The organism is Mycobacterium sp. IS-1556 (genome assembly GCF_001499985.1).
Lineage (GTDB): Bacteria > Actinomycetota > Actinomycetes > Mycobacteriales > Mycobacteriaceae > Mycobacterium.
Genome location: NZ_LQIM01000012.1, coordinates 315,581 through 340,941, shown reverse-complemented (window position 1 = coordinate 340,941; position 25,361 = coordinate 315,581). Strand labels below are relative to the sequence as shown.

27 protein-coding genes are annotated in these 25,361 nt (G+C 68.1%); 14 read left to right on the top strand and 13 right to left on the bottom strand.

Annotated features, from left to right (window positions below; all coding sequences use genetic code 11):
• Positions 1 to 2: 2 nt before the first annotated feature.
• A complete protein-coding gene (locus tag AU187_RS11020; protein ID WP_059099813.1) occupies positions 3 to 1,064 on the bottom strand; it encodes a glucose 1-dehydrogenase in 1,062 nt (353 codons plus the stop codon).
• Between the two features lie 239 nt (positions 1,065 to 1,303).
• Here AU187_RS11020 and AU187_RS11015 point away from each other — a divergent pair, with 239 nt between their 5' ends.
• The 3 genes from AU187_RS11015 (at position 1,304) to AU187_RS11005 (ending at position 3,674) form a co-directional block, all read left to right on the top strand.
• Entirely contained in the window at positions 1,304 to 2,161 is an 858-nt protein-coding gene (locus tag AU187_RS11015) for a SigB/SigF/SigG family RNA polymerase sigma factor (RefSeq protein WP_286131902.1), read from the top strand.
• 14 nt (positions 2,162 to 2,175) lie between these two features.
• On the top strand, positions 2,176 to 2,502 hold the full coding sequence (locus AU187_RS11010; RefSeq protein WP_231740324.1) for a hypothetical protein: 327 nt from the start codon (positions 2,176 to 2,178) through the stop codon (positions 2,500 to 2,502).
• Positions 2,503 to 2,594: 92 nt separating this feature from the next.
• On the top strand, positions 2,595 to 3,674 hold the full coding sequence (locus AU187_RS11005; RefSeq protein ID WP_231740325.1) for a S1C family serine protease: 1,080 nt from the start codon (positions 2,595 to 2,597) through the stop codon (positions 3,672 to 3,674).
• On the opposite strand, the gene AU187_RS11000 is transcribed toward AU187_RS11005, so the two are convergent.
• A complete protein-coding gene (locus tag AU187_RS11000; RefSeq protein ID WP_059099815.1) occupies positions 3,671 to 4,108 on the bottom strand; it encodes a lipoprotein LpqH in 438 nt (145 codons plus the stop codon). The genes AU187_RS11005 and AU187_RS11000 overlap by 4 nt on opposite strands.
• A 144-nt stretch (positions 4,109 to 4,252) precedes the next feature.
• On the opposite strand from AU187_RS11000, the gene AU187_RS10995 reads away from it, so the two are divergent.
• On the top strand, positions 4,253 to 4,666 hold the full coding sequence (locus AU187_RS10995) for a lipoprotein LpqH (protein ID WP_059099816.1): 414 nt from the start codon (positions 4,253 to 4,255) through the stop codon (positions 4,664 to 4,666).
• A 4-nt stretch (positions 4,667 to 4,670) separates the two neighbouring features.
• Here the strand turns inward: AU187_RS10995 and AU187_RS10990 are convergent, their stop codons facing one another.
• Positions 4,671 to 5,996: a DUF349 domain-containing protein gene (locus AU187_RS10990; RefSeq protein WP_082683894.1), complete on the bottom strand. Its 1,326-nt coding sequence runs from the start codon at positions 5,994 to 5,996 to the stop codon at positions 4,671 to 4,673.
• A 159-nt stretch (positions 5,997 to 6,155) separates the two neighbouring features.
• Here AU187_RS10990 and AU187_RS10985 point away from each other — a divergent pair, with 159 nt between their 5' ends.
• The 5 genes from AU187_RS10985 to hflX are packed head-to-tail and all read left to right on the top strand — an operon-like array spanning position 6,156 to position 11,007.
• The gene (locus AU187_RS10985) at positions 6,156 to 7,043 is read left to right on the top strand and encodes a DMT family transporter (protein ID WP_059100133.1); all 888 of its coding nucleotides are present in this window, start codon (positions 6,156 to 6,158) and stop codon (positions 7,041 to 7,043) included.
• Between the two features lie 10 nt (positions 7,044 to 7,053).
• Positions 7,054 to 7,734, top strand: a complete 681-nt coding sequence (locus tag AU187_RS10980) for a class III extradiol ring-cleavage dioxygenase family protein (protein ID WP_059100134.1) — start codon at positions 7,054 to 7,056, stop codon at positions 7,732 to 7,734.
• On the top strand, positions 7,731 to 8,639 hold the full coding sequence (miaA, locus tag AU187_RS10975) for a tRNA (adenosine(37)-N6)-dimethylallyltransferase MiaA (RefSeq protein ID WP_059099818.1): 909 nt from the start codon (positions 7,731 to 7,733) through the stop codon (positions 8,637 to 8,639). Before AU187_RS10980 ends, miaA begins: the two co-directional genes overlap by 4 nt.
• A gap of 4 nt (positions 8,640 to 8,643) precedes the next feature.
• The gene (dapF, locus tag AU187_RS10970; protein WP_059099819.1) at positions 8,644 to 9,516 is read left to right on the top strand and encodes a diaminopimelate epimerase; all 873 of its coding nucleotides are present in this window, start codon (positions 8,644 to 8,646) and stop codon (positions 9,514 to 9,516) included.
• Positions 9,517 to 9,561: 45 nt separating this feature from the next.
• Positions 9,562 to 11,007 carry a GTPase HflX gene (hflX, locus tag AU187_RS10965; protein WP_059099820.1) on the top strand — a complete coding sequence of 482 codons (1,446 nt, stop codon included), beginning with the start codon at positions 9,562 to 9,564 and terminating at the stop codon, positions 11,005 to 11,007.
• A gap of 63 nt (positions 11,008 to 11,070) precedes the next feature.
• On the opposite strand, the gene mbp1 is transcribed toward hflX, so the two are convergent.
• On the bottom strand, positions 11,071 to 11,331 hold the full coding sequence (mbp1, locus tag AU187_RS10960) for a microaggregate-binding protein 1 (RefSeq protein WP_059099821.1): 261 nt from the start codon (positions 11,329 to 11,331) through the stop codon (positions 11,071 to 11,073).
• Between the two features lie 610 nt (positions 11,332 to 11,941).
• Between mbp1 and AU187_RS10955 the strand changes: the two genes are divergently transcribed.
• Complete coding sequence (locus tag AU187_RS10955; RefSeq protein ID WP_172800217.1) at positions 11,942 to 14,023, top strand: LGFP repeat-containing protein; 2,082 nt, start codon at positions 11,942 to 11,944, stop codon at positions 14,021 to 14,023.
• Here AU187_RS10955 and lexA read toward each other — a convergent pair.
• Complete coding sequence (gene lexA, locus AU187_RS10950) at positions 14,020 to 14,712, bottom strand: transcriptional repressor LexA (protein WP_059099822.1); 693 nt, start codon at positions 14,710 to 14,712, stop codon at positions 14,020 to 14,022. The genes AU187_RS10955 and lexA overlap by 4 nt on opposite strands.
• A 219-nt stretch (positions 14,713 to 14,931) precedes the next feature.
• Here lexA and AU187_RS10945 point away from each other — a divergent pair, with 219 nt between their 5' ends.
• Both AU187_RS10945 and nrdR read left to right on the top strand, forming a co-directional pair.
• Entirely contained in the window at positions 14,932 to 15,384 is a 453-nt protein-coding gene (locus tag AU187_RS10945; protein WP_059100136.1) for a LysM peptidoglycan-binding domain-containing protein, read from the top strand.
• Positions 15,385 to 15,543: 159 nt separating this feature from the next.
• Positions 15,544 to 16,014, top strand: a complete 471-nt coding sequence (gene nrdR / locus AU187_RS10940) for a transcriptional regulator NrdR (RefSeq protein ID WP_059100137.1) — start codon at positions 15,544 to 15,546, stop codon at positions 16,012 to 16,014.
• A 19-nt stretch (positions 16,015 to 16,033) separates the two neighbouring features.
• Here nrdR and AU187_RS10935 read toward each other — a convergent pair whose 3' ends face one another.
• From AU187_RS10935 to sthA, 4 genes are all read right to left on the bottom strand, one after another.
• Positions 16,034 to 16,720: a PhzF family phenazine biosynthesis protein gene (locus AU187_RS10935; RefSeq protein ID WP_059166686.1), complete on the bottom strand. Its 687-nt coding sequence runs from the start codon at positions 16,718 to 16,720 to the stop codon at positions 16,034 to 16,036.
• A 58-nt stretch (positions 16,721 to 16,778) separates the two neighbouring features.
• The gene (locus AU187_RS10930; RefSeq protein WP_059099824.1) at positions 16,779 to 17,801 is read right to left on the bottom strand and encodes an alpha/beta fold hydrolase; all 1,023 of its coding nucleotides are present in this window, start codon (positions 17,799 to 17,801) and stop codon (positions 16,779 to 16,781) included.
• Positions 17,802 to 17,866: 65 nt separating this feature from the next.
• The gene (locus AU187_RS10925) at positions 17,867 to 18,865 is read right to left on the bottom strand and encodes a proteasome assembly chaperone family protein (RefSeq protein WP_059166685.1); all 999 of its coding nucleotides are present in this window, start codon (positions 18,863 to 18,865) and stop codon (positions 17,867 to 17,869) included.
• Positions 18,866 to 19,051: 186 nt separating this feature from the next.
• The gene (sthA, locus tag AU187_RS10920; RefSeq protein WP_172800232.1) at positions 19,052 to 20,458 is read right to left on the bottom strand and encodes a Si-specific NAD(P)(+) transhydrogenase; all 1,407 of its coding nucleotides are present in this window, start codon (positions 20,456 to 20,458) and stop codon (positions 19,052 to 19,054) included.
• A gap of 171 nt (positions 20,459 to 20,629) precedes the next feature.
• Here sthA and AU187_RS10915 point away from each other — a divergent pair, with 171 nt between their 5' ends.
• Positions 20,630 to 21,670, top strand: coding sequence for a DUF4192 domain-containing protein (locus tag AU187_RS10915; protein WP_059100139.1), 1,041 nt, complete (start codon positions 20,630 to 20,632; stop codon positions 21,668 to 21,670).
• 43 nt (positions 21,671 to 21,713) lie between these two features.
• Here the strand turns inward: AU187_RS10915 and AU187_RS10910 are convergent, their stop codons facing one another.
• From AU187_RS10910 to AU187_RS10900, 3 genes are all read right to left on the bottom strand, one after another.
• The gene (locus tag AU187_RS10910; RefSeq protein ID WP_059099826.1) at positions 21,714 to 22,406 is read right to left on the bottom strand and encodes an iron-dependent transcriptional repressor DtxR; all 693 of its coding nucleotides are present in this window, start codon (positions 22,404 to 22,406) and stop codon (positions 21,714 to 21,716) included.
• A 137-nt stretch (positions 22,407 to 22,543) separates the two neighbouring features.
• Positions 22,544 to 23,503: a sigma-70 family RNA polymerase sigma factor SigB gene (sigB, locus tag AU187_RS10905; protein ID WP_059099827.1), complete on the bottom strand. Its 960-nt coding sequence runs from the start codon at positions 23,501 to 23,503 to the stop codon at positions 22,544 to 22,546.
• 147 nt (positions 23,504 to 23,650) lie between these two features.
• A complete protein-coding gene (locus AU187_RS10900) occupies positions 23,651 to 24,064 on the bottom strand; it encodes a DUF3099 domain-containing protein (protein ID WP_059166684.1) in 414 nt (137 codons plus the stop codon).
• A 66-nt stretch (positions 24,065 to 24,130) separates the two neighbouring features.
• Between AU187_RS10900 and AU187_RS10895 the strand changes: the two genes are divergently transcribed.
• Entirely contained in the window at positions 24,131 to 24,367 is a 237-nt protein-coding gene (locus AU187_RS10895; protein ID WP_059099829.1) for a DUF3039 domain-containing protein, read from the top strand.
• On the opposite strand, the gene AU187_RS10890 is transcribed toward AU187_RS10895, so the two are convergent.
• On the bottom strand, positions 24,357 to 25,346 hold the full coding sequence (locus tag AU187_RS10890; protein ID WP_059099830.1) for a YihY/virulence factor BrkB family protein: 990 nt from the start codon (positions 25,344 to 25,346) through the stop codon (positions 24,357 to 24,359). The genes AU187_RS10895 and AU187_RS10890 overlap by 11 nt on opposite strands.
• Between the last annotated feature and the right edge of the window lie 15 nt (positions 25,347 to 25,361).

Genomic DNA, 25,361 nt, shown 5'->3' with positions numbered 1-25,361 from the left:
GCTCACCTCGTGCCCTGGTCGAGCGTGACGACCACTTTGACGTCGTCGTCCTGGGCGGAGAAGGCCTCCGCGAATCGGCTCAGCGGCACACGGCGCGTGATCAAACCGGTCAGCCACGCCGGATCGGCCTTGGCCAGCGCCTCGGCGGCCTGACGGTAGTGACGCAGGTTGGCGTTGACCGACCCGACCACCACGTCGTTCTCGAGAACGATCTCGCGGTTGATGCTGCCGGCATCGACGTGCAGCGTTCGCCCGGCCGCCGACACCCCGGTCAGGCAGACGACGCCGTTGGAACTGGTGTTGGCGATCGCATCGAAGACGACCTTGCTGGCGCCGGTGGCCTCGATCACCACATCGGGTTGCAGACGGCCGGCGACCTCGTCGACGTCGGCGTGGTGGTAGGTCGCACCCAGCGCCGCGGCGAGCGCGGGCTTGGGACCGTCGGTGACGCGGTCGAGCACGTGGACGTCGAGGCCTCGTTGCGCGCCCAGCAGCGCGGCGAGCAGCCCGATGGGCCCGGCGCCGGTGACCAGCACCCGCTCGGGCTCGAACCATGTGCGCTCGCCGACCAGGCGGACCTGCTCCCACGCCTTGGCGACCACGGTGGTGGGTTCCATCAGCACACCGACCTCGGCCAGCCCGGGATCGAGCTTCACCGCGTAATCGGTTTCCACGCACCAGAGTTCGCTGCCGAAGCCGTCGAGTGCCTTGATGCCCCGCTCGGTGTAGCGCCCGTTGCGGCACATGTCGAACTCACCGCGCGCACACGCCCCACAGGGCACCGGGTCGGGCCTGCGCACCACTCCGACGACCAGGTCGCCGGTGTGGAAGTCGCTGTCCCCGGGTGCGCGCGCGACCCGCCCGAGCGACTCGTGGCCCAACACCAGCCGGTCGCGGTGTGGCGGCGGCCAGCCGTACTCGGCACGCACGATCTCCTTGTCGGTTCCGCAGATGCCGATCGCCAGCCCTTCGACCAACAACTCGTCTGGACCGGGAGTGGGATCGGCGAGGTCTTCCACTCGCAGCGACTGGGCTTTGGTCGGGTCAACGGTGAGGGCTTGCATGAGGGCACGAGTTCCCCGCGGACCGCGTCCCTATACGTTCGGCGGTCGACCGGCGACGGGGCCAACACCACCTGCTTATGTTTGCTGAAATTGCGAGTCCGGGTTCACGGGTTCTTATCAGATTCCTTTCAGGTTGCGGTATTCCTGCGCCGATAGGCTGCACTTACAGGCCGGTCGACAGCGCCCAGTCGAACAGTGGGCAGCCCGGTCCGACGTCAATACCGAGAGGGGAGGCCGTCATGGTATCGGCCCTGCTGGAGGCTGACAATCGCGTGGATTTCGTGGAACCGATGGGTTACGCGGACGCGGGGGGGACTCACGACGACGACTACGACGACGTGCACCCGCAGTGTTGCGAGCTCCGCCGCACCCCGGAGGGGGCGCGACGGGACTCGCTTCGTTGCCAGATCATCACCAGATGTTTGCCGCTGGCCGACCATATCGCCGGCCGTTTCGTCGGCCGCGGCGAATCGGCCGACGACCTGAGGCAGGTGGCCCGGCTGGGCCTGATCAAGGCGATCGACCGCTACGACCCAGGTAAGGGGCCGTTTCTCGGCTACGCCGTACCGACGATCATGGGCGAGGTTCGCCGCCACTTCCGCGACCACACCTGGGTCATGCACGTGCCCCGCAGGATCAAGGACACCCGCCAGCGCGTGCGCGCCGCCATCGGTCCGATGTCACAGCGTCTCGGCCGAGCGCCGTCGGCCACCGAACTGGCCGCCGAACTCGGTGTCGACCGAGACGAGGTGGTGCAGTCGGTCGACGCGGCCGTCGCGTACCGACCGTCCTCGCTCGACGCGGCGGCCCCCGGTGACGGGAAATCCGAACCGGTCGCCGCACGACAAGGCCTCGACGACCCGCGCTACAACAGCATCGAGGACGCGCTGACCGTCGCCGGACTGGTGAGCACGCTCTCCGATCGTGAACGGCTGATCCTGCGGCTGAGGTTCTGTGAGAACCTGCCGCAGAGTCAAATCGGCCGGCGCCTCGGCGTATCGCAGGTACAGGTATCGCGGCTGCTCGCCGCGACGCTGGAGCGGCTGCGGCAATCTTGCCGCGAGGAATCCGCGGCAATGGGTATGTCAGTCGCATGATTGTGCTACGGATAGTGCTTTTCGTTGGTGTCGTCGCGGCGATCGTCGGCGTCGCGGGCTTGTTCACTCCCGTTTCGGCATCACCCGAGAATCTGACGATCGAGTGCGGCAGCGCCGTGGCGCCCGACCTGTCCGCCGCCCGCGCCCACGACGACGGCAGCGCAGCCAACATCCCGGTTCCCGGTGGGGTGGTCGCCGACACCGACTTCACGCGGCTGTGTCAGATGAATCTCGAGGATCGGCGGATCTGGACGATCACGCTGGCGGTCGCCGGTGCAGTCGCCGCCGCCGGTGCGCTCGCGCTGGGTGCCCGCTGGAAGCGAGGCGCGCGGTCCACGTAGCCGGCCCGTCCACCGCTTCGGCAGTCCGAGCCGCCGCTTACCGCCGGCGGCCGGACCGTGCCGTGTGCATACTGAATTCAGGAGGTAAACCTTTGCAGGCCAAGCATTTTCGCGTCGGAGCGGCTGCCGCGGCAGCGCTCGTGGCGGTCGCCGGCTGCACGGTGCAGTCCAGTACGCAAGACGCGTCGACATCGACTCCGGCGTCGACACCGACTCCGGCATCGACGCCGTTGACCGAGGCTTCCCCGCCTTCGGCGCTGGACCGCACCGGCTACGCCGATCTGGTGGAACGCGTCAGCCCGAGCGTGGTGACCGTCGAGCGCGACGGCGGCGTCGGCAGCGGTGTGGTGCTTCGCCCCGACGTGGTGGTGACCAATGCGCATGTCGTCGGAGACGCCCGCGAAGTGACCGTCATAACCGCCGACGAGGAACGCTCGCCCGGCGTCGTGGTGGGCACGGACGAGGTGACCGACCTCGCCGTGGTGCGCACGCAAGGCCAGGACCTGCCGGTACCGCAGTTCCGTGAGGATCTACCCCGGCCCGGCGAGGTCGCCGTCGCGATCGGGAGTCCGCTGGGGTTCCAGAACTCCGTCACCGTCGGCGTCATCTCGGGCCTGCACCGAGACATCCCCGGCTCGGCGGCGAAAACGCAGTCGTTGGTGGATCTGATCCAGACCGACGCGCCCATCTCGCCGGGTAACTCCGGCGGCGCCTTGCTCGACGCCGAGGGTCGAGTAGTGGGGATCAACGAGGCGTACATTCCGCCGGCGGTGGGCGCGGTGTCGTTGGGGTTCGCGATTCCCGCGGCAACGGTGCTCGACGTGGCGAATCAACTCCTCGCCGACGGCGAAGCCACGCACCCGTACCTCGGTATCTCCCTGGGCCGGCTGACCCCGGCGATCCAGCAGTTGCGGGGCGTGCAGGTCGACCGCGGCGCGTTGGTGACCAGCGTCGATCCCGGCGCACCGGCCGCCCGTGCGGGGCTTCGGCCCGGCGACGTGATCGTCGAGTTCGCCGGCAAGCCGGTGCATTCCGTCGAGGACCTACTCGGTGGCTTGCGCCAGACGCAGCCGGGTTCCGAGCAATCGATGGCGTTCATGCGCGGCGGTGACCGTGAGCAAACGACCGTGACGATCGGTTCGCGTACGGGCTCGCTCTCACAACCGGGCTAGCATCCGGCCGTGATGTCGAACGCCGCGGTCGCCGGGCGGTGACGGTCGTCGGCGAAGTACCCGTAACCGGTGCCGCTGATCGTGATCCGGCCGTTGTCGCGGGTTGCCCGCAGTTGACCGACGCCACCCGTCCACGCGGAACCGGTGAACCCGCCGAGGTCGCGGATCTTGACGACCTGCGCGTCGGGGCCGCCGTCCGTATCGACGATGGCCGTGAAACCCGTGTCGGTGTCCCCGCTTTCGATGGTCAGCAGCCAATTCACCTTGGCGCAGCTGACGTAGTGCCGATCACCGGTGGGATGCGAGTTGATGGACACCGTCGCGGTGCCGCCCATGGTGTCGGGTGAAGCCGGCGGTGGCGACGAGCAGCCCGAGAGCCATGCGGTCAGCAACAGCGCTGCCGCGGTGCGCGCGACGCTGACATCTTCGACCATGACCGGACCTTCGGGAGTCGGGTCAAAGTGATACCCGCAATGGCTGCCGGCCATACGCCGGAGGTATACAGCAAATCTCCGTGGGGAATGCGAATGTCAACGCCCGGCGAAGACGAGTAGCCGGGAAGTCATCGAGGCGGCACCATGGACAAACGATTCGCCGTTGCAACAGCAGCCGTGCTGATGATCCCGACGGGATGCGCGTCGGGCCCGGAACTGCTGGCCAAGCACCTCGTCCACGTGAGCATCGACGGGAAGGACGCCGGCGGGCACCTCGTCGAGTGCACCCAGGTGGGGTGGCTGTGGAATCTCGAGACGCTCGAGCAGACGCCCGGCCTCATCGCTCAGGTTCGCACCGGAGATCCGGTCGTCGCACGATCGGTGCAGATCAACAACCTGGGCGGGTTCACGGGCAGCTATTGGGACAAGACCACCGGCGAGGCCGAAGCCAGCCTGGTGGACGGCAAGTTCACGATCACCGGCACGGCGGTCGGGTTCTTCCACGACGATCCGGGCGAACGCACCAAAGCGCCGTTCGAGATCTCCACCGACTGCTGAGCACTCAGCGGCCCTTGCTCAGGGCCTCGGCGGCCGCGTCGGCCCACTGCCGCCACTGTTCGGCGCTGGCCCGCGCCTCCGCGGCGTCCTTGTCCCGCCCGGCCGCGGCCGCCTTCTCGGCCTGGCGCTCGAATTGTTCTGCGCGCGCACGGAACTGGTCGGCGCGCGCCTGCGCTTCCGGGTCCACGCCGTGCGTCGGCGCCTCGCGCACCTTCTTCTCGATCGCCCGCAGTCGCCGCTCCAAGTCGGCGCCGCGCTCGCGGGGCACTTTGCCGATCGCGTCCCACTTGTCCCCGATCACGCGAAGCGCGGCCCGCGCCGCATCGAGATCGGAGGTGTCGATCTTCTCCGCCTCGGCCAGCAGCGCCTCCTTGGCCTCGGCGTTGGCGCGGAACTCGGCGTCGCGTTCGGCGGTGACAGCGTTGCGGGCGGTGAAGAACTTGTCCTGAGCCGCCTTGAACCGCTGCCACAGCGCGTCGTCGACATCCTTGGCCGCGCGGCCCGCCGCCTTCCACTCGGTCAGCAATTCGCGGAACGCCGCGCTCGTCGGGCCCCAGTCCGTCGAATCGGCCAACTCCTCGGCGCGCACGCACAGCGCCTCCTTGGCCTGGCGGGCACCGGCGCGCTCACGGTCGAGTTCGGCGAAATGCGAACCGCGCCTTCGGTTGAACTGCTCGCGCGCGGCCGAGTAACGCTTCCACAGCGCGTCGTCGGTCTTGCGGTCCAATCCGCTTATTGTGCGCCACTCGTCGAGAATCTCGCGCAGCCGGTCGCCGGCGACCTTCCATTGGGTGGCGTTGGCGGCGAGGTCCTCGGCCTCGGCGGCCAATGCCTCCTTGCGGGCGGTCTGGGCGGCGCGGTGCTCCTCGCGGCGCGCTTTGTCGGCCTGCGCGGTCTCGTCGGCGTGGGCGATGATCGCCTGCAGTCGGGCGGCGATCGCGTCGACGTCGCCGAGCACATGAGCGGTCGGCAGTGTCTCGGCCAGCGCCTGGGCGGCCGCCTTGATCTTGCGGGCGTCGCCGGTGCCGGACTCCAACCGGCGTTCCATCAGCGCCACCTCGGTGTGCAGATCGTCGAAGCGCCTACCGAAGTGCGCGAACGCCGCCTCGGTGTCGCCGGCCTGCCAGGATCCGATGACCCGCTCACCTGAGCCGGTGATGAGCCACACCGTGCCGTCGGGGTCGACGCGGCCGAACCGGTGCGGATCGCTGGACGGCGGCGCGGCCACCGTCGGCGCGGGGCGCCCTGGCCGGGGGACGGGACGCGGCGGACCGGGCCGGGGAGCGGGTTTGGGCGAGGAGGACTGGCCTCCTGGCTCGCTGGTCGTCATGTCCCTATCCTCGTGCCCTCCGCGCGGACCACCGCGCACCTGCCGCGCACCGCGGCGCCTGATCGCTGTCGAACGCTATTCAAACAGGTCGCCGCGACGCATGCGCACGGGTTTCGCCAGGACTTGCCTAAGCTCAGCGGCTGTGGCGAGAGCACTGCGATGACCGGACTGAACGGGGAGGCGGACCTCGCTGCTCTGCTCGCGCTCGGCGCGGCGTTGTTCGTCGCGATCGGCGATGTGATTCACCTGCGCCAGGCCCAGGAGGTCACCGACGAATCGGTCAGCCACATGGCGCTGTTCGCACGGCTGCTTCGCGATCGGCGGTGGTGGCTCGGTAGCGCCGTCGCGGCCGGCGGGTTCGCATTGCAGGCTGCGGCGCTGGGCCTCGGTTCGGTTTTGCTCGTGCAGGCGCTGCTGGTCACGTCGCTGCTGTTCGCGCTGCCGATCCACGCCCGGCAGGAGCGGCGCCGGGTGACGCGCTGGGAGTGGACCTGGGCCGTGCTGCTGGCGGCTTCGGTCGCGGTGATCGTGACTGTGGGCAACCCGACCGCGGGCCACTCCCGCGCCTCGTGGGAGACGTGGGCGGCGGTGGTCGCCGTGCTGGGTCCGGCGCTGGTGCTGTGCGTGATCGGCGCCAGCATCTGGAAGGGCCCCGTGAGCGCGGTGTTGCTCGCGCTGGCGTCCGGGGCGCTGTGGGGCCTGTTCGCGGTGCTGACCAAGGGCGTGGTGGACCGGCTCGACGACGGGCTGTGGGAGCTGCTGCGCACGCCCGAGTTGTACGTGTGGGCGCTGGTCGCCCTCACCGGGACGGCATGGCAGCAGGCGTCCTTCCGGGCGGGGTCGCTGACCGCGTCGCTGCCGACGATGACGGTCGCCGAACCGATGGTCGCGTCGGTGCTCGGGGTCGTCGTGCTGGGAGAGGCGCTGCGGCCGGGGGAGGCGGGTTGGCTGACGTTGATCGCGGCCGTGACGGTGATGGTCGTGGCGACCGCCGCGCTGGCCCGTGGCGAGGCGGTCAGCGCGGACCGGGCCGTCGCCCCGCATTAGCGTGGACGGCGTGCTGAGCGCGATCGCGATCGTCCCGTCGCCACCGGTCATGGTGCCCGAACTGGCCGCGGGGGCCGCCCCTGAGCTGGCCGATCTTCGCGACGCCGTGTTCACGGCGGTCGCCGGGCTGCCGCCGCGCTGGATCGCCGTCGGGGTAGGGCACACCGACGCCGACATCGGTGCCCACCGTGTCGGCACGTTCGCCGGCTACGGCGTCGATCTGCGGGTCTCGTTGTCGCCCGGCGCCGACGGAGACCCGGCCGCACTGCCGTTGTGCGCGTTGATCACCGGTTGGGTGCGCGGTGCGGCGCGCGCCGACGCCCGCGCCGACGTGCGGGTCTACTCCGACGCGCACGACGCCGACACCGCACTGGCCCGCGGCAGGCGGTTGCGGGCCGAGATCGACGAGGCCGCCGACGCCATCGGGGTGCTGGTCGTCGCCGACGGGCTGACCACTTTGACCCAGTCCGCGCCCGGCGGTTTCGACCCCGAATCCGTCTCCGTGCAGGCCGAGCTGGACGAGGCGTTGGCGACTGGCGACGCCGCGGCACTGGCCCGGCTGCCCGGCAACGTCGTCGGCCGAGTGGCCTACCAGGTGCTCGCCGGCCTGGCTGAACCGCGGTCGGCCAAGGAGCTCTACCGCGGCGCGCCCTACGGCGTCGGGTATTTCGCCGGCGTCTGGCAGCCGTGAACCGGCCGATCGCGATCGTCGGCTCGACCGGCACCGGCAAGTCGGCGCTGGCGTTGGCCGTCGCCGAGCGGCTCGGCGGCGAGATCGTCAATGCGGACGCGATGCAGATGTACCGCGGCATGGACATCGGCACCGCGAAGCTGACGGTCGACGAGCGTCGCGGCATCCCGCACCACCAACTCGACGTGCTGGACGTGACGGAAACGGCCAGCGTCGCTCGTTACCAGCAGGCGGCCGCCGCCGACGTCGAGGCGATCGGGAATCGCGGTGCCGTGCCGGTGGTGGTCGGCGGCTCGATGATGTACGTCCAGTCGCTGCTCGACGACTGGACCTTCCCGGCCACCGACCCGGCGGTGCGCGCCCGGTGGGAGCAGCGGCTCGCCGAGGTCGGGGTGAGCGCGCTGCATGAGGAGCTGGCGCGGGTCGACGCCGACGCCGCCGCGGCCATCATGCCCACCGACGCGCGTCGCATCGTGCGCGCGCTCGAGGTCGTCGAACTGACCGGCCAGCCGTTCGCGGCGTCGTTCCCGCCGATCGGCACCCCGCGCTGGGACACCGCGATAATCGGGCTCGATTGGGAGACAACGTCTCTGGACGACCGGTTGGCAAAACGGACCGACAAGATGTTCGCCGACGGGCTCGTCGACGAGGTGCAAACACTGCTCGCTCGCGGACTGCGCGAGGGTGTCACCGCCTCACGGGCGCTGGGTTATGCACAGGTGCTCGCCGACCTCGACGCCGGTGGCGACGGCACCGCCGCCCGGGAACCGACGTTCGTCGGCACCCGACGCTACGTCCGGCGGCAGCGGTCGTGGTTCCGCCGCGACCACCGAATCACCTGGCTCGACGGCGCCGCATCGGATCTGGTCGAGGACACGCTGCGGGTGTGGCGCGACGTACCCTGAACACGTGAAGTTCGCCAAGGGACACGGCACGCAGAACGACTTCGTGCTGCTCCCCGACATCGACTTCGAGTTGAAGCTGTCTCCGGAAGTGGTGGCCGCACTGTGCGACCGGCGCCGCGGGCTGGGCGCCGACGGTGTGCTGCGGGTGACCACCGCCGAAGCGGCCCGGCGAGCCGGGCTGTTCGAACAGCTGCCCGAGGGCGTCGAGGCCGAGCACTGGTACATGGACTACCGCAACGCCGACGGCTCGATCGCCCAGATGTGCGGCAACGGCGTGCGGGTGTTCGCCCATTACCTGCGTGCCACCGGCTTGGAGCCCACCGATGAGTTCGTGGTCGGCTCGCTGGCTGGCCCGCGGCCGGTGGTGCTGCACGACTGGGACACGACGACCGCCGACGTCACCGTCGAGATGGGCAAGGTGAACCAGTTGGGTGGCGGCGAGGCGATCGTCGGCGGACGGCCGTTCGCCGGCCTGGCGGTGGACGTCGGCAACCCGCACCTGGCGTGCGTGGACCCGGACATGACGCTCGAAGAGTTGCTCGCGCTCGATGTTGCAGCGCCGGTGTCGTTCGACGATGCGCAGTTCCCCGAGGGCGTGAACATCGAGGTCCTGACGGCGCCCCACGACGGTGCGGTGTCCATGCGGGTGCACGAGCGCGGCGTCGGGGAGACCCGGTCATGCGGTACCGGCACCGTCGCGGCCGCGGTCGCGGCGCTGGCGTTCTCCGGTGTCACCACCGGCACCCTCGACGTGCGGATTCCGGGCGGCGAGGTCTGCGTCACCATCACCGAGGCCAGCAGTTACCTGCGTGGCCCGTCGATTCTGGTGGCGCACGGCGAGCTGTCCGAGGAATGGTGGAGCGTTGCGCAACGTTAATTGGGGTGCATGAAAAGTGATCTCCGTGCGAATCTCTATTCGCCCATGACGTATCCCGATTTCCCGATCCGCGACACCCCGAGCGCGGGCGAGCTGGCCCTCGAAGACCGCACGGCGCTGCGCCGCGTGGCCGGTCTGTCGACCGAACTCGCCGATGTCTCCGAGGTCGAGTATCGCCAACTGCGCTTGGAACGCGTTGTGCTGGTAGGGGTTTGGACCGAAGGCAGCTCTGCCGACGCCGAGGCCAGCCTGGCCGAACTGGCCGCGCTCGCCGAGACCGCCGGCTCGGAGGTGCTCGAAGGACTGATTCAGCGACGGGACAAACCGGACGCCTCCACCTACATCGGCTCGGGGAAGGCCGCCGAACTGCGCGAGATCGTGCTCGCGACCGGCGCGGACACCGTCATTTGTGACGGTGAACTCAGCCCCGCCCAGCTGACGGCGTTGGAGAAGGCGGTCAAGGTCAAGGTGATCGACCGCACGGCGCTCATCCTCGACATCTTCGCCCAGCACGCGACCAGCCGGGAAGGCAAAGCGCAGGTCACGCTGGCGCAGATGGAGTACATGTTGCCCAGGCTGCGCGGCTGGGGCGAGTCGATGTCGCGACAGGCCGGCGGTCGCGCCGGCGGAGCCGGCGGCGGCGTGGGTACCCGCGGTCCCGGTGAGACCAAGATCGAGACCGACCGTCGCCGCATCCGCGAGCGGATGGCCAAACTGCGCCGAGACATCAAGGACATGAAGAAGATCCGCGATACGCAGCGCAGTGGCAGGCGCCGCAGCGAGGTCCCGTCGATCGCCATCGTCGGATACACCAACGCGGGCAAGTCGAGTCTGCTCAACGCGCTGACCGGCGCGGGGGTCCTGGTCGAGAACGCGTTGTTCGCCACCCTCGAACCGACAACGCGCCGAGGCGAATTCGCCGATGGCAGGCCGTTCGTGCTGACCGACACGGTCGGATTCGTGCGCCACCTGCCGACCCAGCTGGTGGAGGCGTTCCGCTCCACGTTGGAAGAGGTCGTCGACGCCGATCTGCTGGTGCATGTCGTCGACGGGTCCGACGCCAACCCGCTGGCCCAGATCAATGCGGTGCGCGAAGTGGTCAACGACGTCATGGGAGCCGCTCCGGCGGCGACATCGAGCGAGGCCGACCACGACGGCGCCCCGGCACCGGAACTGTTGGTGGTCAACAAGATCGACGCCGCCGACGGTCTCACTCTGGCACAGTTGCGCCGCGCCCTGCCTGATGCCGTGTTCGTTTCTGCCCGCACCGGTGACGGGCTGGATCGGCTGCAGCAGCGGATGGCGGAATTGATCACGCCGACGGACGCGATGGTCGACGTGACGATCCCGTACGACCGAGGGGATCTGGTGAACCGGGTGCACGCCGACGGGCGGGTCGACGCCACCGAGCACACCGCTGAGGGCACTCGGATCAAGGCCCGGGTGCCGGTCCCGCTGGCCGCCGCCCTGCGCGACTACGCGACGTTCTAAACCGTCCCCACAAGCGAAGAGGCGCAGAGGGATTGCCCCTCTGCGCCTTTCCTGTGGTCCGAACTAGTCGCGCTCGCCCGATGGCCGCTGCTCGGCCTCTTGACGCTTCTCGGCGGTCTTCGCGGCGGCGCGGGCGCTCTCGGCTTCGGCTTCCTTCTGAGCGGCGTTGCGCTGCGCGTCTGCCTTGTCCTGCTGCGCCTGACCCTCGCGGTACAGGTCGTCGCGGCCCGCGACGGCACCGAGGACCTCTTTGGCCTTGCCTTTCACGCCTTCGACGACACCCTTGACGGCTTCTTCTGGCCCACTGTTGTTCTTGTCGGACACGGTGTTCCTCCCCTTCGGTTCGGTAGTGGCCCAGGGGTTCCCTGAGCGCGTTGTCCGGCAAACGAAGAGTGGGCTAGGTCACACTCCTTTGGTCGCTGGATGTCGAACCATTCCGCTGTCGGGTACTGCGCGCCAGAACGAGCTCTGATTGGGCTGATCGAGATCCTTCCGTCGCAGCCGATCTGTTCGGCTCGCTGTGTCGGCGATCAGCCGCCGGCGGAGGGACGATGTCGATCAGATGGGCTCAGCGCCGTGGACGAAATCGTATTCGTCGGAAATGCACGCGGAAATGATCATCGGGGGACTCGCAATTGCGCGCTGGCTACGGGTATATCCGTGATATCGCGTGGCACGAGGCTCCAACGGTGCACACGCGCAAACTGTTTGGGGTTCGCAGACGGTGGCGCATGGGCAAAGTCATCGGCCTCGGGCTTGGGGTTGTTTCCAGACAAATCCGAGCGGCACGGCGGGGTTATCCACAGCGAACGGGGGATTGGCGGGTATTTTCTTTCCAAGATCGGCGTGTTCGTTGGTTATTGACGTCTGCTGACAACACAGTTGACGGGCGCGAAATCTTCGAGCGAAATTTCGTGCCGACCAGGGAGGACGAATGATCGGGCAGAACAGCCGAGGCACGACGGTGTGGGGCCGGATGGCGATAGGTCTGCTCGCAGCCGTCGCCCTGCTCTTGGCGCCGGTGGCCGGCGCGACGCCGGAATCCGATGCCGCCAATGCGGCCATCACGGCGGCCTGGGAAGCCAGCGGCGGCGACGGCGACCCGCTGGGACCCAAACAGGGCGATGTGTATCCGGCGGGTAAGGGCTTCGCGCAGAACTTCGCCGGCGGCAAGATGTTCTTCACGCCCGAGACCGGCGCCCACTACATGCGCGGCGCCATCCTGGAGAAGTACGAATCGCTCGGTGGGCCCGCGGACAGCGACTTGGGTTTCCCCACCATCGACGACGGGCCCGGACGCGCTCCGGGCAGCTTCAACTCCACGTTCAGCGCCAGCGACAAGCCGGTGATCTTCTGGACGCAGGAGACCGGCGCGCGGGTGGTGCGTGGCCCGATCAACGCCGCGTGGGACAAGTTGGGCGGCTCGACGGGAGCGTTGGGAGTGCCCGCCGGCGACGAGACCTACCGCGGAGATCTCATCTCCCAGAAGTTCACCGGCGGCGAGCTGACCTACAACACCCGCGACAAGACGTTCACCACCGTGCCGCCCGAACTGGCCGAGCAGTTGACCGATCTGCAGGTGCCGGACGATCCGACTGCGCAGATCAATGCGGCCCGCCGCGCTGCCGGCGGACCGCTGGGACCGCTCGGCGCCGCGGAAGGACCGCCTTATCAGATCGGCGAGGACGGCCTCGGGCAGAACTTCGCCGGCGGCAAGATCTTCTACAGTCCGGCCACCGGCGCGAGGGTGGTCACCGGTCAGGTTCTCGCCAAGTACGAAAGCCTCGGTGGGCCCGAGGGGGAGCTCGGGTTCCCGGTGTCCAGCGAGGCCGACGGAGGACTGCCCACCGCAAGTCGCGTGGCGAGGTTCGCCGCCGAAGACAAGCCGGTGATCTTCTGGACGCCGGATCATGGCGCGGTCCTGGTGCGCGGCGCGATGAGCGCAGCCTGGGACAAGCTCGACGGCGCCGAGGGCAAGCTCGGCGCACCGGTGGCCGACCAGACCGAGAAGGGCGACGTCGTCACCCAGCGGTTCAGCGGCGGGGTGATCTCCTGGGACCGGTCGACCGGCGAGTTCAGCACCGAGCCGGCCAATCTGGCGGCCGGGTTGGCCGGCCTCGAGGTGCCCGCCCAGCAGACCCCCGAAACACCGGGCGCGCCGCAGGCCTCGGACTCCGCCGGCGACAACGGCTGGTTCGAGTGGAGTTGGTGGTGGCTGCTGGCGATCGTGCCGGTGCTCGTGCTCCTCGCCCTGGTGGCGTTCGCGGCCATGCGTAACCGCCGCCACGGCGCCGACGATCATCCCGGCTTCGACGAGGACTACGGCCGGTACGGCGCCGACGGCGAGCCGGTCTACAGCACGGCGGGCGCCGGGGAGCAGGCATCCAGCGGCGGCGACTACTCCGCGGCGATGTTCGGCGACCGGTATGCCAGCGAGGGGCTTGGGGCGCTCGCACCATCGGGGGAGTCTGCCGGCTCGTCCTTCGACCCCTGGGGGGCGCCGCAACGCGGCGACGAGGCGGCAGCGCCGGGCCACGCCGCCGAGGGCGTCGACGATGGCCTTGGCGAGGGTCTCGGCGAGGGCGCTGGCGAGCCGGAGGAGAATCCCGACAACGTCGATACAGCCCCGACGCTGATACCGCCGACGGTCGTCGAGCGCGATACGACCGGCGAACCGATCGACGGACCGATCGATGACGAGCCTTCCGCCGGACACGATACGTTCGCCGAACCAGTCGAACCTGAGTCCGAACCCGAACGCTTCCAACGGGATCCACTGACCGACACCGGCCGTCACGCCAAGATCATCGTCGACGAACCGGAAGTGCCGAGTCCCGCATTCCGCCTACCGGTCGGCGGTTCCGATGAGGCGCCGCAGGGATACCCGATCAAGGCCGACACCCAGTCCGGCCGGTACTGGCTGCCGGGCACCGCCGACTACGACGAGGTGCGCGCCGAGATTTGGTTCTCCAGCGAGGAATTCGCGCGCACGAACGGGTTCGTCAAAGCCGACTAGATCTTCCGGATGACGGTGACGACCTTGCCGAGAACCGCGGCGTCGTTACCCGGGATCGGATCGAAGGCCGGGTTGTGCGGCATCAGCCACACTTGGCCGCGGGTGCGCTTGAACGTCTTCACGGTGGCCTCGCCGTCGATCATCGCGGCCACGATGTCGCCGTTGTCTGCGACGTTCTGCTGACGCACGACCACCCAATCGCCGTCGCAGATCGCCGCGTCGACCATCGAGTCGCCGACGACTTTGAGTAGGAAGAGCGAGCCCTCACCCACCAGCTCGCGCGGCAGCGGAAAGACGTCCTCGACAGCCTCTTCGGCGAGGATCGGCCCGCCGGCGGCAATCCGTCCGAGCACAGGCACGAACGTCGGCTCCGGTAGCGCGTCGGAGCCCGCGACCTCGGTGGCGACGATGGCGGTCACTGCCTCGTCGGCAGCACGCACGTCGACGGCGCGCGGTCGGTTGGGGTCACGCCGCAGGTAACCCTTCCGTTCCAGGGTGCGCAGTTGATGCGCCACCGACGACGTCGAAGTCAGCCCGACTGCGTTGCCGATCTCCCTGATGCTCGGGGGATAGCCGCGTGTGGTGACCGATGTCCGGATCACGTCGAGAATGGTGCGCTGGCGTTCGGTTAGGCCATCGAGTGCCCGCCCCCCGCCGGCGCCGTCCGAAGTACCGCTGCTGGAATCCATGACGCCGAATGTAACCCGCGGCACGCGATTAATCAAACATGTGTTCGAGGTGTGTCGGACCATTTGAGCCCACTTGAGCCCCCCGAAAGCGGACCCAAATTTTTTGTCGGTGGCCTGTTTTATCGTTGGCAACAGTTCGATCACATGTTCTATCGCTCGAACGCATGAGCGAGTATGTTCGAACACAGGAGCGAAAGCAGCGGACCGGAAGGCATCACGATGACGACTCTCGACACCAGGGAATTTCAGGGCCCGCCGGTGGTCAGGCCCCGTATCAGGCCCACCGACGCCCGGCGGGGCCCGCGGCCCGGCAGGCCCCGCGGAGCATCGGTCCGGTACCGCGGTACCGGCGTGCTGATGTCGCGCGCCTCGCACCGCCGGCGGCCCATCACCCCGGGCACCACGGTGCTCCTGGCGCTGGTGGCCGCCGGGATCACGGTTTGGCTCGGCCTGGTGGCACAGTTCGGCGGGGTGGTCGGCGCCGGCGCGGAAGCCGTTCCCGATCGGCTCGCAGTGGTCCAGGTGCAGAGCGGCGAGAGCCTGCACCAGGTGGCGCAGCGGGTGGCGCCCGACGCCCCGGTGGGTCAGGTGGCGGACCGGATTCGCGAGCTCAACCAGCTCGACTCGGCTGCGCTGGATGCGGGGCAGACGCTCATCGCCCCGGTCGGCTGATCGCCGGCCGGCTCGTGGAACGCCTGGCGCGCAATCGTGTTCACCGACAGATCGTCGGCCTACGTGCCGATCACCCCGGTCACGGGTTTCAGGAGCGTGCCGCAGGTACGCTCGGAGAGGTTCGAGTTGGTCGTTTGTTGGCGCGGCGAAGGAGCGGTGATGCATTGTCCGTTCTGCCGTCACCCCGATTCACGAGTGGTCGACTCGCGTGAAACCGACGAAGGTCAGGCGATCCGGCGGCGGCGCTCCTGCCCCGAATGCGGAAGACGGTTCACCACGGTGGAGACCGCGGTGTTGGCGGTCGTCAAACGCAGCGGTGTCACCGAGCCGTTCAGCCGCGAGAAGGTGGTCAAGGGCGTACGTCGAGCGTGCCAGGGCCGCCAGGTCGACGACGATGCGCTGAACCTGCTGGCGCAGCAGGTCGAGGACACTGTGCGCGCCGCCGGTTCGCCCGAGGTGCCGAGCCACGACGTGGGCCTGGCCATCCTGGGCCCGCTGCGTGACCTCGACGAAGTGGCGTACCTGCGCTTCGCCTCGGTGTACCGGGGGTTCACCTCGGCGGAAGACTTCGAGCGCGAAATCGAGGCGCTGCGCGCGCATCGCGATTCACCGCAGCCGACCGCCAGCTGAGCAGCCGCAGGGGCGAAACTCAATCGATCTGCTTGACGCCGTCGCTGACGACGCGGCCCGCGACGCGCACCCAGCCATCGGGGCTCCACTCGGTGTGGATGTGCGAACCCTTCCCTTGCACGATCGTGAGGTCGCGGCTCAGATAGTCGGTGATCCGGACGGCGGCGGAGCCGGTGGCCTCGTCCTCGGGCACGCCGAGGTCGGTGGCGAACATCCGCGCCCGCACCATCCCCTGTTCCCGGTCGACCCACGTCCACAGGTAGTGGTTGACGTCGTCCGGGTAATCGGCCGGGTCGGCAGCGAGGAGGTCGTCGACGGAGGCGACGTCGTGGACGGCGAATTCCGGCGCCCACTCCGCTCGCGCCCTGACCGAGGTGAGGTCGTCGGTGTAGGACACCTGCACAATGCCGGCGTGAACCCTCAGCGTGTGAATTGGCGTGCCTCGTTCGCGAAGCCACCAGGCCGCGCCGACGGTGGGATGTCCCGCGAACGGCAGTTCGACGGCCGGCGTGTGGATGTGGGCGTGCGCCGTGCTGGTGCCGGCTGTCGGCAAATCGATGAATACCGTTTCGCTGTAACCCAATTGGGTCGCTATCCGTTGGCGGGCGTCCGGGTCGACGACGCTGGCGTCGATGACGCCGAGCGGGTTTCCGTAGTTGCCGTCAGGGTCGGTGAAGACGCGCAGCACGCTCACGTCGATAGCCATGGGGCCGATGCTACTTCTTAGTGGCATCGCAGCGGCGAGGCCGCGGTCGGTCCGGCGGTCAGGTGGCGCTGCGCTCGTCGGCGCCGATCGCGTCGAGCACCGCGACCCGGGTGTCGACCGAGCCGGAGATCGTGCCCTGGTCGACGCCCGCCCGTAACAGCCCGCGTAGGTACTCCTGGTCGTAGACCGCTGGTTCGGTGCCGTCGATGAACTTCTCCACCACCTCGACAAAACGGTCAGGGTCGTCGTGGAACGGGAAATGGCCGGAACCCTCGAAGATTTCCAACCGCGAACCGGGCATCGCGGCGTGTGCCATCCGGGCGTGACTTACCGGGATCACGGCGTCACCGCTGCCCCAGATCAATTGCACCGGAACCGATTGCGTCAGGTAGCAGCGGTCCAGCATGGTCACGACCTGACCGCGCCAGTCCACGACGGCACGCAGTGTGCGGGCGAACGCCGAAGACGCAGTCGGTTCGGGCAGGTCATTGAGAATGCGCAACACCTGGGGCAGGTCGCGGCCCAGGCCGGTGGATCCGAACACCCCGCCGGCGACGCGGCCCACCACCTGCAGTGTCGGCAGCACCAGCGGCAGTCGTAGCAGCGCCAGTGCCTCACTGCCCATCGGCAGCGAAGCAAAGCGCAGCGCGATGTTGACGTCCCTGGTGACCCCGCCCGCTCCGACCAGGATGAGCCGGTCGACCAGTTGCGGGAACTGGTAGGCGAACTGCATGGCCACCCCGCCACCGAGGGAATGACCGATTACCGTGACCCGGTCGATGTCCAGGACGCTCATCAGGTCGCGCATCCCGTTGGCGTAGGCGGCGACCGAGTAATCCGCGCGCGGTTTGTCGGATTTTCCGTGGCCCAGAAGGTCGGGCGCGATGACGGTGAACCGCTGGGCGAGCTTCGCCTGCACCGCATTCCAGGTGGTGGAGTTGTCGCCGATGCCGTGGATCAGCAGGATCGCGGGGCCCGAACCCGCCACGCGGTACGCCCGGCGATAGCCGTGGATGGTGCGGTACTGCAGGATCGGCGTCAGTTCCCGTACCGGGCGGAGGTTCGGCTTTCGCGCGGCCATTGCGCCAACTTAGCTGGCGTTCGCGAGACGCGCTAATTATTGACGCTGATTGTCGAGCGACGTGGTCAACCGGCGTCGTCGCCGTCCTGGAACGGATCCCTGGACTTCTTCTCGGCCTGCTGGGCGAGGAACCGTTCGAACTCCGCGCCGAGTTCTTCGCCGCTGGGCAGGTCCTCGTCGCTGGCCAGCAGCGACCGGTTCTCCTGGGCGGCGACGAAGGCGTCGTACTGGCGCTCGAGGGCGGCCACCACCTGCGCGACCTCGGGGCTCTGTTCGACCTGCTCGTTGATCTTGGCCAGCACTTCGGCACCCGCCGCCACCAGTGCCTCCAGTGGGATCTCCAGCGAAGCGTTCCTGGCCACCTCGGCGAGCAACGCCTCTGCCGCGGCGGGGTAGTCGGTCTGCGCGAGGTAGTGCGGTACGTGCACGGTGAACCCGACGGCTTCGTGTCCGTGCTGCGACATCCGGAACTCGAGCAGATTCGACACGCTGGCGGGGACCTGTACTTCTCCCACCCACGGCTGGTGGTCGGCGATGAGCTCCTTGTCGCTGGAGTGCGCGGTCATGGTGATGGGTCGGGTGTGCGGCACGGCCATCGGGATGGTGCCCAGTCCGACGACCCGGCGGACGTCGAGCCGTTCGGCCAGTAGCCGAACGGCGGTGATGAACCGCTCCCAGCGCAGGTCGGGTTCCAGCCCGGCGAGAAGCAGGAAGGGGGTGCCGACGCTGTCGCGCATCGCGTACAGGTTGAGTTCGGGGTCCTCGTAGTGCGTGAAGTGGTCGGTCTTGAAGGTCATCAACGGACGTCGGGATCGGTAATCCAGCAGCTCGTCGATCGCGAACGACGCCACCAGCTCGGTGTCGAGCCTGTCTTTGAGGTGCTGGGCGGCCAACCGGATGGCGTGTCCGGCGTCGGAGAACCCCTCCAGGGCATGGATGAGCACCGGGCCGCGGCCATCCGTCGAGGACAGTTGGGGTGCGGGGAACTCCAGCTCATACATGCCGGATTGTTCCGGCTGGTAGTGCTGGTCGGGGTTACCAGGGTGTTCTGGGCGGTCAGCCATCGAACCTCGCCTCCTCGCGGTGGTGCCAAGACAGTGAGTGCCTCCGTACCTGTGACAACTAGTCTCGCGCACGTTGCGTTCCCGTTGCCGGTCATCCCACGCCCGATCCAGCGAATTGTTTGCCGGTGTATCCGATGGCCGCACTCCTCAACGCGGCTCGTCCCTCGCCGCTTGATCGTCGCGCGGCTAGGTGCGGAACTGGTTGAGCGCCCGCAGCTTGTTCATCACGTCCAGCGCGGCGACTTTGTAGGCCTCGGAGAAGGTGGGGTAGTTGAACACAGCGTCGACAAGGTACTCGACGGTGCCCCCGCAGCCCATGACGGCCTGACCGATGTGCACCATCTCGGTGGCGCTGGTGCCGAAGATGTGCACGCCGAGCAGCTTCAGGTCGTCGGTCGAGACCAGCAGCTTGAGCATGCCGTAGGAGTCACCGGCGATCTGGCCCCTGGCCAACTCCCGGTAGCGCGACACCCCGACTTCGTACGGGATCGCGTTGCGGGTCAACTCGACCTCGGTGGCGCCGACATAGGACACCTCCGGAATCGAATAGATGCCGATCGGCTGCAGATCGGTCATGCCCTTGGCGGGCTCGCCGAACGCGTGGTAGGCCGCGAGCCTGCCCTGGTCCATCGAGGTGGCGGCCAACGCCGGAAAGCCGATCACGTCGCCGACGGCATAGACGTGGTCGACCTTTGTCTGGTAGTTGCTGTCGACGTCGATGCGGCCGCGCGCGTCGGTTTCCAGGCCCGCGTTGGCCAGGTCGAGGTGTTCGGTCTGGCCCTGCCTGCCTGCCGAGTACATCACGGTCTCGGCGGGGATCTGCTTGCCGCTGGCGAGCGTGGTGACGGTGCCCGCCGCGCCGACGTCCACGGCCGTCACCTCCTCGCCGAACCGGAACGTCACCGCCAAGTCGCGCAGGTGGAACTTGAGCGCTTCCACGATCTCCGGGTCGCAGAAATCCAGCATGGTGTCGCGCTTTTCCACCACGGTGACCTTGGTGCCGAGCGCGGCGAACATCGACGCGTACTCGATCCCGATCACCCCCGCGCCGACCACGACCATCGTCGCGGGCAGCGACTTGAGGTCAAGGATCCCGTCGGAGTCGAGCACGCGGTCCTCGTCGAACTCGACGCCGGCCGGCCGGGCCGGTTTGGTGCCGGTGGCGATCACGACGTATTCGCCGCTGACCGTGGTGCGCTCACCGCGGGTGGGTTCCTCGACCAGCACGGTGTGCGGATCGATGAACCGGCCGTGGCCCTGGAAGAGGTCGATGCGGTTGCGTATCAACTGCGAGCGGACGACGTCCTGCTCCTTGCCGATCACGTGCGCCGTGCGCGCAAGCAGGTCGGCGGGCGTGATTTTCTCCTTGACGCGGTAGCTGGCGCCGTACAACTCGCGCTGGCTCATGCCGGTGAGGTAGACGACCGCCTCGCGAAGCGTCTTGGAGGGGATGGTTCCGGTGTTCACGCAAACACCGCCCAGCATCCGGCCCCGCTCGACGACGGCGACCGTCTTGCCGAGCTTCGCAGCGGCGATCGCGGCTTTCTGACCGCCGGGACCGGAACCGAGGACAACGAGGTCGTACTCCAGCATGGAACCCACGGCACCCATAGCAACAAGGTGTACGCCGGTTGGGCGGATTCCGCAGGCCGACAGGCGGCACCGGGGATGAGTTTCATCCCCAACCTCGAATTGATCCACAGCTTCGCCGGCTGCGACCCGCGACGGACGCTGGGCGTCCGAGCGGCCGGGGAAGGTCGGCCCATGACGACCTCACCATCACCCGATTTCCAACTGAACCGCCCCGCAGTCCTCATCGCGGCGCTGCCCGCCGTCCTGGGTTTCGTCCCGGAGAAATCCCTCGTGCTCGTAACCGTGGAGCGTGGCGCGCTGGGATGCGTCATGCGTGTGGACCTCTCCGATGAGTTGCCCGAGTCCGTCGACCACATCGCCGAGGTGGCCGCAGCCGCCAGACCGGACTCGGCGATCGCCGTCATCGTCGACGAGGACGGCGCCGGCTGCCGCCTGTGTAACGACGAGTACGGCGAACTCGCCGCGATGTTGGCGGCGGCCCTGGCCGGACACGGCATCGAACTGCTCGCCGCGCACGTCGTCGACCGCGTCGCGGCAGGAGGGCGGTGGCACTGCGCCGACGGTTGCGGCGAGGCGGGCACCGTGGAGGACCCGTCGGCGTCGCCGCTCGCGATGGCCGCCGTGCTCGACGGGCGCAGGCTCTACGCCCGGCGCGCCGAGCTTCAGGACGTGATAGCGGTCACCGATTCCGCCCGCGCCGCGGCGTTGGCCGGATCCATCGCCGACGCGCAGTCGGGTCGGTCGCACGCCGACGCGCGCCGGGATATCGAGTCCGTCATCGCAACGGCGGCCCGGGTCGCCGACGGTGAAGAGTTGCCGGATCCAGTTGTGGCCCGGATCGCGGCCGCGCTGACCGACCTGCAGGTGCGCGACACGCTCTACGCGCTGGCGGTCGGGGAGAGCGCGACAGCCGCGGAGTCGTTGTGGGCTGAGCTGTCCCGGCGGCTCCCCGAACCGTGGCGGGTGGAAGCGCTTGTGCTGCTGGCTTTTTCGGCTTATTCGCGGGGTGACGGTCCGCTGGCGGGGGTGTCGCTGGAGGCGGCGCTACGGTGCGACGGCACGCATCGGATGGCGGGCATGCTCGACACCGCGCTGCAATCGGGGTTGCGGCCCGAACGCATTCGTGAGCTGGCCACCACGGGCTACCGGTTGGCCGACCAACTGGGAGTGCGCTTACCGGCGCGACAGGTGTTCGGTCGGCGGGCCGGTTGACCGCGGCCCGGCGGGCGCTCGCTCCGGCGAATCAGATCGCGGGTCAGACCTTCTCGACCTTGACGGCGTGCGCCATGTGGTGGGGCAACTCGACCTGCTCGTGGCCGGGGATCACGATCATCACCCCGCCGTGCTCGTTGGTCTGCACGGTCACGCGGGCGTTGGGCACCACGCCCGCATCCTTGAGCCTGCTGATCAGATCGACGTCACCCTGGACGTGCTCGGTCAGCTGCCGCACCACGACCGCGACGGGCATACCGGCGGGCAGCTCGGTGAGCCGGACCAAGTTCAATCCGTCGCCCGGCGACGAGTTGATCAGGCCCAACTCCGAGAGGCCGGGAATCGGGTTACCGAAGGGCGAGGTGGTGGGGTTGTTGAGAACCTGAACGAGTCGGCGTTCGACGTCTTCGCTCATCACGTGTTCCCACCGGCAGGCCTCGGCGTGGACCTCCTCCCAGGGCAACCCGATCACGTCGACAAGCAGTCGCTCGGCGAGCCGGTGCTTGCGCATGACGGCCACGGCCAGGGCGCGGCCCTTGTCGGTGAGCTCGAGGTGGCGATCGCCGGCGACGTGCAGTAGGCCGTCGCGCTCCATGCGGGACACGGTCTGGCTGACGGTGGGGCCGCTCTGATCCAGACGCTCCGCGATGCGTGCACGCAAAGGCACCACGCCCTCTTCTTCGAGGTCGTAGATCGTCCGCAGGTACATCTCTGTGGTGTCGACTAGATCATTCATTCGCTAACCCTCCGTCAGCGATGAGTCTACCGGTGTGAGGGCCTGAACTGCGTTGTTACGTCCGCGACACCGGCCCCTGGGCGCGCGACGAGACGCGTCCCCGCCGGTCGTCCCGGCGGGGAGGCGTCGTCGACGGACTAGCTGGCGTACGACCGCAAGCGGTCGGCGCGGTCACCGTTGCGCAGCTTGGCCATGACCTCGCGCTCGATCTGTCGCACCCGCTCACGGGAGAGCCCGAAGAGCTTGCCGATCTGGTCGAGAGTGCGGGGCTGACCGTCGTCGAGGCCGAAGCGCAACCGGATCACCTGCTGCTCGCGTTCGTCGAGGGTCGCGAGCACGTGCCGGATGTCGGTGTGCAGCAGTTCGGAGATCACGGCGTTCTCGGCGGACATCGCCTCGGCATCCTCGATGAAGTCGCCCAGCGGCGCTTCCTCGTCGCTGCCGACCGGCATGTCGAGGCTCACCGGGTCGCGGCTGTGTTCCAGCAGATCGGTGATCTTCTCCACGGGAATGCCGGACTCGGCCGCCAGTTCCTCGTCGGTCGCTTCGCGGCCGAGGTTCTGATGCATCTCACGCTTGATCCGGGCGAGCTTGTTCACCTGCTCGACGAGGTGCACCGGCAGCCGGATCGTGCGACTCTGATCGGCCATCCCACGGGTGATCGCCTGCCGGATCCACCACGTGGCGTACGTCGAGAACTTGAATCCCTTGCTGTAGTCGAACTTTTCCATCGCGCGGATCAAACCCAGGTTGCCTTCCTGGATCAGATCCAGCAGCGGCATGCCGCGGCCGGTGTAGCGCTTCGCCAGCGACACCACAAGGCGCAGGTTGGCTTCCAGCAGATGGCGTCGCGCAGCCTCACCGTCGCGGACCACCGCGGCAAGATCACGTTTGCGGTTCTCGCCCAAGCGCTTCCGTGTTTCGAGCAGATGCTTGGCGTAAAGCCCTGCCTCGATGCGTTTTGCGAGCTCGACCTCGTCGGCGGCGTTGAGCAAGGCCGTTTTGCCGATGCCATTCAGATACACGCGTACGAGGTCAGCCGCTGGACTCTGCGCGTCCAGGTCCTGGTCGACGCGGATGGTGCTGGCATTTGCCATGACGGCCTCCTGATCAAGTCGCACTGTCATGAGCTACAACGCCCACGAGGACGTAAGAGTTCCCGGCCCTCGACCGGTTCACACCTTCTGATCAGCGGTTTCTCGCCGCCGACCTGAGAATGTCCTTAGAAAAGGAACAGAAGCGGCTCAGCTGGGAACATCGCCGTAGCGGGCGGGTCCATCCGGTTGCGGCGGGGAGACCCCGTCACTTTTCAGGCCGTGTTCCAACGCCGGCCGTTCGGCGGTCGGGAACTGCGCAGCGCGGCGCTGCGCGTCGTAGCGCCGCGGTTCCTCCGGACGCCGCGGCGGACGGTCGTTGGCGATGAGCACGGCGATCCATGGCAGCGGAATCGAGGCCACCAGAATTCCCAACGAGATCAAGCCGTTGTGCCAGATGCCGTACGCGATCGCAGCCAGCACCAGAGCCGGAATGCGAAACGACATGATGGTCAGGTACTTGCGTACCCGTTGACGGTGTTGTTCTTCGTAGGCGGGCGCGGCGCGAGTGATCAAGACGGGCCGGCCGTCGTCGTCGAAACTCAGCTCGGGGCCGTGTTTCATACCTCCACTGTCGCACATTGTCGCTCCGCTGTACGGGTCGGTTTCCTTACGGGCAAAATGGTTGTCATGCAGACCCAGACCATCGAGCGCACCGACACCGACGAACGCGTCGACGACGGGACCGACAGCGACATCCCGAAGTACTTCCATTACGTCAAGAAGGACAAGATCGCCGAGAGCGCAGTGATGGGCACCCACGTCGTCGCACTGTGCGGCGAGGTCTTTCCGGTGACGAAGTCGGCCAAACCGGGCTCGCCGGTGTGCCCGGAGTGCAAGCGCATCTACGAGAAGCTCAAGAAGTAATCCCGTCTGCTGCCGTCTCGGGTGAGACCCCCTCGGTCGTCCGCGCCCCATTGCGTGACTCGGCCTTCTCTTCGAGCCACCAGCGGAACCGCTTGGCATGCGTCTCGGCGGCCGGCCACTCCTCCTGCACGGCGGCGTTGAGTTCGGCGCCGATCATGATTGCGAACCCGAGGAAGAACGCGAACAACAGGAAGGCGATCGGCGTCGCCAGGGCGCCGTAGGTGTAGCCGGTCGCGGTGATCCACGTCAGGTAGAAGCGCAGCCCGAACGTCGCCGCCAGGAACACCGCGGTGGCCAGTATCGAGCCCAGCAGAAGCCGGTGCGACGGCAACGGTTTCGGCAGCGACACCCGGTAGAGGATGTTGACCGCCACGACCAGCCCGAAGATCAGCACCGGGTAGTAGCCGAACTGCAGGATGCGGTCCCAGCTGTCGGGTAGGTACTCGGCGATCTTGCGCGGGCCCAACGCGATGAACGGCGCGGTCAGGATCGCGACGACCAACATCACCACATAGAGGCCGAGCGCGTAGAACCGCTGGCGGACCGGATGGCGCAGCGGAGTCTGGTCGTGAGCCTCGGTGATGGAGTCGACGAACGCCGAGATCGCCGACGAGCCCGCCCACAGCGAGATCACGAAGCCGACCGAGACCACTTCACCGCGGGCGCCCTTGACGATGTCGCGGATCGTCGGCTCGATGATCTCGGCGACGACATTGGTCGAGAAGAACCTGCCGGCCGTGTCGATGATCTGGGTCTCGATGGTCGGAAGAGTCTCCGGACCGAACAGCGGAGCGATGTACGCCAAGCTGCCGAGCATGCCGAGCAGCAGCGGCGGCAGCGACAACGCTGACCAGAACGCAGCTTGCGCGGACTCCGAGAAGATCGAATCGTCCCAGCTCTTCGACAAGGTGCGCCGCAGAATGTGTCGAATGTGGTGGCGTGACGGCTTGCGCGGCAACGGCTGGGGCTGGTCGGTCATGACCAGTCCAGCATT

What these genes read in the sequence shown, in the direction of transcription:
- AU187_RS11020 (WP_059099813.1), bottom strand. Translation starts at nt 1,064, where the DNA reads ATGCAAGCCCTCACCGTTGACCCGACCAAAGCCCAGTCGCTGCGAGTG.
- AU187_RS11015 (WP_286131902.1), top strand. Translation starts at nt 1,304, where the DNA reads ATGGTATCGGCCCTGCTGGAGGCTGACAATCGCGTGGATTTCGTGGAA.
- AU187_RS11000 (WP_059099815.1), bottom strand. Translation starts at nt 4,108, where the DNA reads ATGGTCGAAGATGTCAGCGTCGCGCGCACCGCGGCAGCGCTGTTGCTG.
- AU187_RS10995 (WP_059099816.1), top strand. Translation starts at nt 4,253, where the DNA reads ATGGACAAACGATTCGCCGTTGCAACAGCAGCCGTGCTGATGATCCCG.
- AU187_RS10990 (WP_082683894.1), bottom strand. Translation starts at nt 5,996, where the DNA reads ATGACGACCAGCGAGCCAGGAGGCCAGTCCTCCTCGCCCAAACCCGCT.
- AU187_RS10985 (WP_059100133.1), top strand. Translation starts at nt 6,156, where the DNA reads ATGACCGGACTGAACGGGGAGGCGGACCTCGCTGCTCTGCTCGCGCTC.
- hflX (WP_059099820.1), top strand. Translation starts at nt 9,562, where the DNA reads ATGACGTATCCCGATTTCCCGATCCGCGACACCCCGAGCGCGGGCGAG.
- AU187_RS10955 (WP_172800217.1), top strand. Translation starts at nt 11,942, where the DNA reads ATGATCGGGCAGAACAGCCGAGGCACGACGGTGTGGGGCCGGATGGCG.
- lexA (WP_059099822.1), bottom strand. Translation starts at nt 14,712, where the DNA reads ATGGATTCCAGCAGCGGTACTTCGGACGGCGCCGGCGGGGGGCGGGCA.
- AU187_RS10945 (WP_059100136.1), top strand. Translation starts at nt 14,932, where the DNA reads ATGACGACTCTCGACACCAGGGAATTTCAGGGCCCGCCGGTGGTCAGG.
- nrdR (WP_059100137.1), top strand. Translation starts at nt 15,544, where the DNA reads ATGCATTGTCCGTTCTGCCGTCACCCCGATTCACGAGTGGTCGACTCG.
- AU187_RS10935 (WP_059166686.1), bottom strand. Translation starts at nt 16,720, where the DNA reads ATGGCTATCGACGTGAGCGTGCTGCGCGTCTTCACCGACCCTGACGGC.
- AU187_RS10930 (WP_059099824.1), bottom strand. Translation starts at nt 17,801, where the DNA reads ATGGCCGCGCGAAAGCCGAACCTCCGCCCGGTACGGGAACTGACGCCG.
- AU187_RS10925 (WP_059166685.1), bottom strand. Translation starts at nt 18,865, where the DNA reads ATGGCTGACCGCCCAGAACACCCTGGTAACCCCGACCAGCACTACCAG.
- sthA (WP_172800232.1), bottom strand. Translation starts at nt 20,458, where the DNA reads ATGCTGGAGTACGACCTCGTTGTCCTCGGTTCCGGTCCCGGCGGTCAG.
- AU187_RS10915 (WP_059100139.1), top strand. Translation starts at nt 20,630, where the DNA reads ATGACGACCTCACCATCACCCGATTTCCAACTGAACCGCCCCGCAGTC.
- AU187_RS10910 (WP_059099826.1), bottom strand. Translation starts at nt 22,406, where the DNA reads ATGAATGATCTAGTCGACACCACAGAGATGTACCTGCGGACGATCTAC.
- sigB (WP_059099827.1), bottom strand. Translation starts at nt 23,503, where the DNA reads ATGGCAAATGCCAGCACCATCCGCGTCGACCAGGACCTGGACGCGCAG.
- AU187_RS10900 (WP_059166684.1), bottom strand. Translation starts at nt 24,064, where the DNA reads ATGAAACACGGCCCCGAGCTGAGTTTCGACGACGACGGCCGGCCCGTC.
- AU187_RS10895 (WP_059099829.1), top strand. Translation starts at nt 24,131, where the DNA reads ATGCAGACCCAGACCATCGAGCGCACCGACACCGACGAACGCGTCGAC.
- AU187_RS10890 (WP_059099830.1), bottom strand. Translation starts at nt 25,346, where the DNA reads ATGACCGACCAGCCCCAGCCGTTGCCGCGCAAGCCGTCACGCCACCAC.